Source organism: Ligilactobacillus acidipiscis DSM 15836 (assembly GCF_001435755.1).
GTDB lineage: Bacteria > Bacillota > Bacilli > Lactobacillales > Lactobacillaceae > Ligilactobacillus > Ligilactobacillus acidipiscis.
Genome location: NZ_AZFI01000155.1, coordinates 1 through 4,669, shown reverse-complemented (window position 1 = coordinate 4,669; position 4,669 = coordinate 1). Strand labels below are relative to the sequence as shown.

5 protein-coding genes are annotated in these 4,669 nt (G+C 41.2%); 3 read left to right on the top strand and 2 right to left on the bottom strand.

Features of this window, described 5'->3' with window-relative positions:
• Positions 1-333 precede the first annotated feature (333 nt).
• The gene (locus FC65_RS08900; RefSeq protein WP_010497514.1) at positions 334-756 is read right to left on the bottom strand and encodes an Ohr family peroxiredoxin; all 423 of its coding nucleotides are present in this window, start codon (positions 754-756) and stop codon (positions 334-336) included.
• 199 nt (positions 757-955) lie between these two features.
• Entirely contained in the window at positions 956-2,212 is a 1,257-nt protein-coding gene (gene sstT, locus FC65_RS08895; RefSeq protein WP_056972404.1) for a serine/threonine transporter SstT, read from the bottom strand.
• 340 nt (positions 2,213-2,552) lie between these two features.
• On the opposite strand from sstT, the gene FC65_RS08890 reads away from it, so the two are divergent.
• The 3 genes from FC65_RS08890 (at position 2,553) to FC65_RS08880 (ending at position 4,344) form a co-directional block, all read left to right on the top strand.
• Positions 2,553-3,050 carry a hypothetical protein gene (locus tag FC65_RS08890; protein WP_056972403.1) on the top strand — a complete coding sequence of 166 codons (498 nt, stop codon included), beginning with the start codon at positions 2,553-2,555 and terminating at the stop codon, positions 3,048-3,050.
• A gap of 18 nt (positions 3,051-3,068) precedes the next feature.
• On the top strand, positions 3,069-3,287 hold the full coding sequence (locus FC65_RS08885) for a hypothetical protein (protein ID WP_010497508.1): 219 nt from the start codon (positions 3,069-3,071) through the stop codon (positions 3,285-3,287).
• A gap of 478 nt (positions 3,288-3,765) precedes the next feature.
• The gene (locus FC65_RS08880; RefSeq protein ID WP_156408611.1) at positions 3,766-4,344 is read left to right on the top strand and encodes a helix-turn-helix domain-containing protein; all 579 of its coding nucleotides are present in this window, start codon (positions 3,766-3,768) and stop codon (positions 4,342-4,344) included.
• The last annotated feature ends 325 nt before the right edge of the window (positions 4,345-4,669 follow it).

The window sequence follows — 4,669 nt, the reverse complement described above, 5'->3', positions numbered from 1 at the left end:
AAGTTGGATAGGCACAGACTTTTGGTTCACGCAACCTGACTAAGAATAACAAGGTGTAGTGAGCCGGGAGAAAGTGAGCACTATTGGAAATTAGATTCTGATCACGCATTTTGCGATGTGGAGCTAATGTCAGATAGGCGGAGTTTTCTGTCTCACGTAACCTGACTAAAATAACAGGGTGGAGCAATGCGGTTATAAGCCGAGCGTTAACAGGCTTTAGCAATAAGTCGTGTTTTGCGACTTGTTGATGAAGTTAGTTAAGCATAAGCTTCTGCAACGTGGAACTGACTAAAAAGCCCCCCGCTGAAAAGAAAGGGGGGGCTTTGGCGGATCTTATTCTGCAGAAACTTCGACGTCAATGTTACCTGCAACTGCTTTGGAGTATGGGCAAACTTTGGCGGTCTCTTCCATATATTTCCGTGTTTCCTGCGGATCAACACCATCAATATGACCTACAAGTCTAACTTTTAAGTTAAAATCGGTTTGGCTAGCGGCATAAAGATCAACATTAGCCGTAACATTCCTGTGTAGGTCACCTTTGCCGGCTTTGGTCAACGTAAAGGACATGGCACTGTTGAAACAAGCTGCAAAACCAGCTGCAAATAACATTTCTGGTGTAGTTGTTCCTTCTTTTTTAGCCATGGAAGTTTTAACTGAAAAACTGCCATCGGGGGCAATGGATTCTCCTTCACGCCCACCAGTATTCACAGAACGAGAAACACCGATTTTTTTCATTGAATCATAATCCAAACTCATTGAAAAGCTCCTTTCTAAAATACCTTTTGTCAGTCATCCGTCAAAAATTAAACTACATACGCCAAAACAATCGCACACGATTTAACAACACTAGAGTAACATTGAAGCGCTATCAGTTCAAATCCTTTGCATTATTTTCCAATAAAAAAGCACGACCAAAGAAATATTCCTTGGTCATGCCTAATGTCGTAATATTTGCTTAAGCTCGAGCCCTGTTGGCTTGATGGACAGCATCTTTAATGTTGACAGGATGTCCTGCATTACGCAGATCACCATACTCTGCGGCTGCAGTAAACAAGAGATCTGAAGCCGAATTAACCGCTGTTTCGACAGAATCCTGAATAACTCCGATCACAAAGCCGATACCAACGACTTGCATGGCAATATCATTACTGATGCCAAACAAACTGCAGGCCATCGGGATCAATAACAACGAACCGCCAGCGATGCCGGAAACACCGGTCGAAGCGATCGCTGTTAAGAAACAGAGGATCAGTGCTAGTGGAAATGAAAATTGCATTCCCAGCGTGTGAGTCGTTGCCAGTGTCATGATCGAGATCGTGATCGCAGCTCCGCCAGAGTTAGCGGATCCTCCTAGTGGGATCGAAACACCATAACTTTTTTCGTTTAGACCCAGATCCTGACAAGCTTCTAAGTTGATCGGAATATTGACTGCACTACTTCTCGTAAAGAAAGCGGGGATCCCGGAAACCTTTAGTGTCCAAAAGACCAGTGGAAACGGATTTTGGCGGGTCAAGACCCAAACCATCAAGGAATAGACGACTAGGTAAACAAAAATCATCGTCCCAACTAGTAGCAAGACTAATTGACCATAATGAACAACGCCCCTAGTTCCTGTTTCGACCAGTGCCTTGTGGATCAAACCAATGATACCAAATGGTGCAAATTGGATGATCCAGCCTGCCACATTACCGATCATTTTGGAGAAGTCGCCAACGATGTCGCGGGTCTTCTTGCTGACAGTTTGCAAGGCGATCCCCACTAAGACAGCCCAAAATAAAATTGCCAAGTAGTCACCGTTCATCACGGCATGCACTGGGTTCGAAACGGCTGTGGTTAAAAGATCATGAACGATCGAACCCAAGTCTTTGGGAGCACCGGCAGCATTGGCTGTAGTGGCCTTTGACAGCACAAGTTTGATCGGGAAAAAATAAGATGCAGCCACGGCAGCGACTGCCGATAAGAAAGTGGCACCTAAATATAAAATAATTACTGTTCCAAAATGGTTGTCCGCGCCTTTTTCGTAGCCCGAAATTGCCGCCATGATCACTAAAAACACTAAGAGCGGTGCAATAGACTTCAAGGCCCCGATGAAGAGATCGCCTAACAAGTCGATCCAGGTCCAAGAAGGAAACATAACTCCTGCAAGAACACCGATCACAATGCCGACAAGTATACGCCCAATCAAGGGGATCCTTGTGTACTTTTTAAACATATAGTTTCCTCCCATGAATGTGGAAGTAAGAAGTGTCTGCTAAAAATCCGTTAGAGGATACCAGTAAAACACCTGACCAACACATTTTATGTATTTTTATTATAATATTATTAGAATTTTAAGGGGAAAATGAGTAAATGTCAATATTGATTTTGTGAGCGGTAGGATCTAATACGCTTTATTGCTTGCAAGACCAATGTTTAAGAGTTCGCAAAAAACTTGATATGTGAGCGTGAGACAAGATAAAAAAATCCTTATGAGTTAAAATAAAGGTGACAAGGGTTAAGGGTTGTTGATTACAGATGGATTCTGAATTTATGAAAAGAGGCGCAATGATAACATGGCAAGTTATTTTGAGAACACTTTGACCAATATTGTAGCTCTTTCTGGAAAAAATAGAGTAACTTACAAGGATGAGTTGCGTGCAAGTACGCATATCTATGGTTATGAAAAAGGCGAGGAGATCCCACGGCGTGATCTGGAACATTTTGCGCAGTTAGCGATGGTCTATCGGACAATGCTGCGCGAGGTCCCCGAATTAACACGACTTGTTTCTCGTAATAACGTTACTCTGCGATTCGTTAGAAATTTTAATTTAAAAGACGATGCCATCGTTTATACGGTGATTTTAGGAAATTCTTTGGGATTTTTAGTTGAGAATTCTGACCAAGGTCAAGTCCATGGCTCTTATGGTGTTCTTTACTTTGATGGCCAAAAAGATCAGACAAAAGATGGTGAAAACTGGCAGGAATTTCATGAATCAGTCGGAAAGTTGCTAGTTAATTTGCGAGATAATTTCTATGATGAAAAAGTGACACTATACGACCAGCTGCCATAAGTAAGGGAGAGATTGTGTGTGCAAAAAAATGGTGACTTTTTCGGTTCTTTTGTGGAGGGCCGCGCTGTCAGAAAACGCGTCCAAGAGGTTTTACATGCTGCGCAAGTTGACGGTCGCCTGGAAGATGTTAAAATGCTCAAGGAGGCTGGAGTTACCTTGTATTACGCTATCGTGCGCGATAAGTATGGTTTTCAAATATGTTACAAGGTAGACCTCACAAAAAACGAACTAGTTTAAAAGAATGGCTGCCCGAAATTAGGACGGCTTTTTTATACGTCGGAGTAGAAAGGACGGTAAATTTTTGTTCATAACTTCTATTGTTGCGTAACCGAGCCGCAGTGCACAATAAGAAGTGACTAAGATGTGTGACCGGGCCCCGGCCAACTAGCCAGCAGTATTGAAAGGCAAAACTGGCAAAGATTTATCCTAAAAGTGCTGCATGAACTATTCTTACATTTGGCTGCTGTTGGCCATTTTGCTAAACCTTTTAGTTATTACATGTTTTTTGTCTAGTTTTTATCCCTTGTAAAAAGCTAAAAATTAGCAAGTTTTGTGCGTCAAAATTAAACGATCAACTACTTGACAGATGCCGATAAATGTCTATGATACCATGGTCGAATCGGCTGATTGTGTGTATAATAAAGAATACTGTGGATCTGCAATCAAGTAAAGCGAGATCGATCAATATAATAATTTTACTGAGAGGAACAATGAAATGATCAACGGTGAATTAATTCGTAAAAGAAGAAAAGAACTTAAAATGTCTCAGAACGAATTAGCTGAGGGCATTACCTCACAAGGCATGATCAGCCAGATCGAAACAAGATCGTCAACCCCTTCTGGAGAAACCTTGGAGAAAATTGTGACACGCTTAAACTTAAGCTTTGCCGAAGCTGTCGAAACTGATGAATTTGTTGATGCTGGGGAAATTATCTTAGCTGCGAGTGTTCGTTTGATTCATCAACAATATGAAGCAGGAAGCGAATTTTTAGAGAAGATCAACGATAAGACCTATATCAGACCAGACCAGCAATTATTTTTGGAATTTACTAGAGCCTGGATCGCTGCACACAGCACTGGCGAACGTTCCGACACGATTTTTACTTATAATAAGATCTTACAGGAAGGACAGCAAAAATTAGGTGTTTTGTGGCCATTGGTTGCTAGCGACTTGGGCTATCAGTATTTGTGTGAAGGCCAATTAGAAGCCGCAAGTTACTATACTGATCTTGCAGTAGAAGCTTTTCAAAAGTTTGACTCTGAAAAATATGATTATGCAGCTCTCACAATTTGAACAAACGCTTCCTTTTATTATCTCGAGACTAAACAATATGAGAAAGCAATTCACTTTGCACAGTTAGGTATTGATTATGCCCAGAAGAAACTGATTTCTGGTCCTGTCGATATATTGTACTGTAATCTAGCTTTTGCTTTGGCTGGGAAAATAGGTAAATGGACTAGTGATTCTATTAAAGCATTGTATATGGCATATACATTTTCTGATCATACCAATAATGCAAAAGTGCATCATAAAGTCGTAACTGCTTTAGATGCACAAGGTTTTTCCCTTAACTAATTGAGATTTTTGCAAAAGCCGGATTTAAAATTGAAGTGCAACA

Excerpts from the sequence above, each read along its gene's own strand:
- FC65_RS08900 (WP_010497514.1), bottom strand. The coding sequence starts at position 756 with ATGAGTTTGGATTATGATTCAATGAAAAAAATCGGTGTTTCTCGTTCT.
- sstT (WP_056972404.1), bottom strand. The coding sequence starts at position 2,212 with ATGTTTAAAAAGTACACAAGGATCCCCTTGATTGGGCGTATACTTGTC.
- FC65_RS08890 (WP_056972403.1), top strand. The coding sequence starts at position 2,553 with ATGGCAAGTTATTTTGAGAACACTTTGACCAATATTGTAGCTCTTTCT.
- FC65_RS08880 (WP_156408611.1), top strand. The coding sequence starts at position 3,766 with ATGATCAACGGTGAATTAATTCGTAAAAGAAGAAAAGAACTTAAAATG.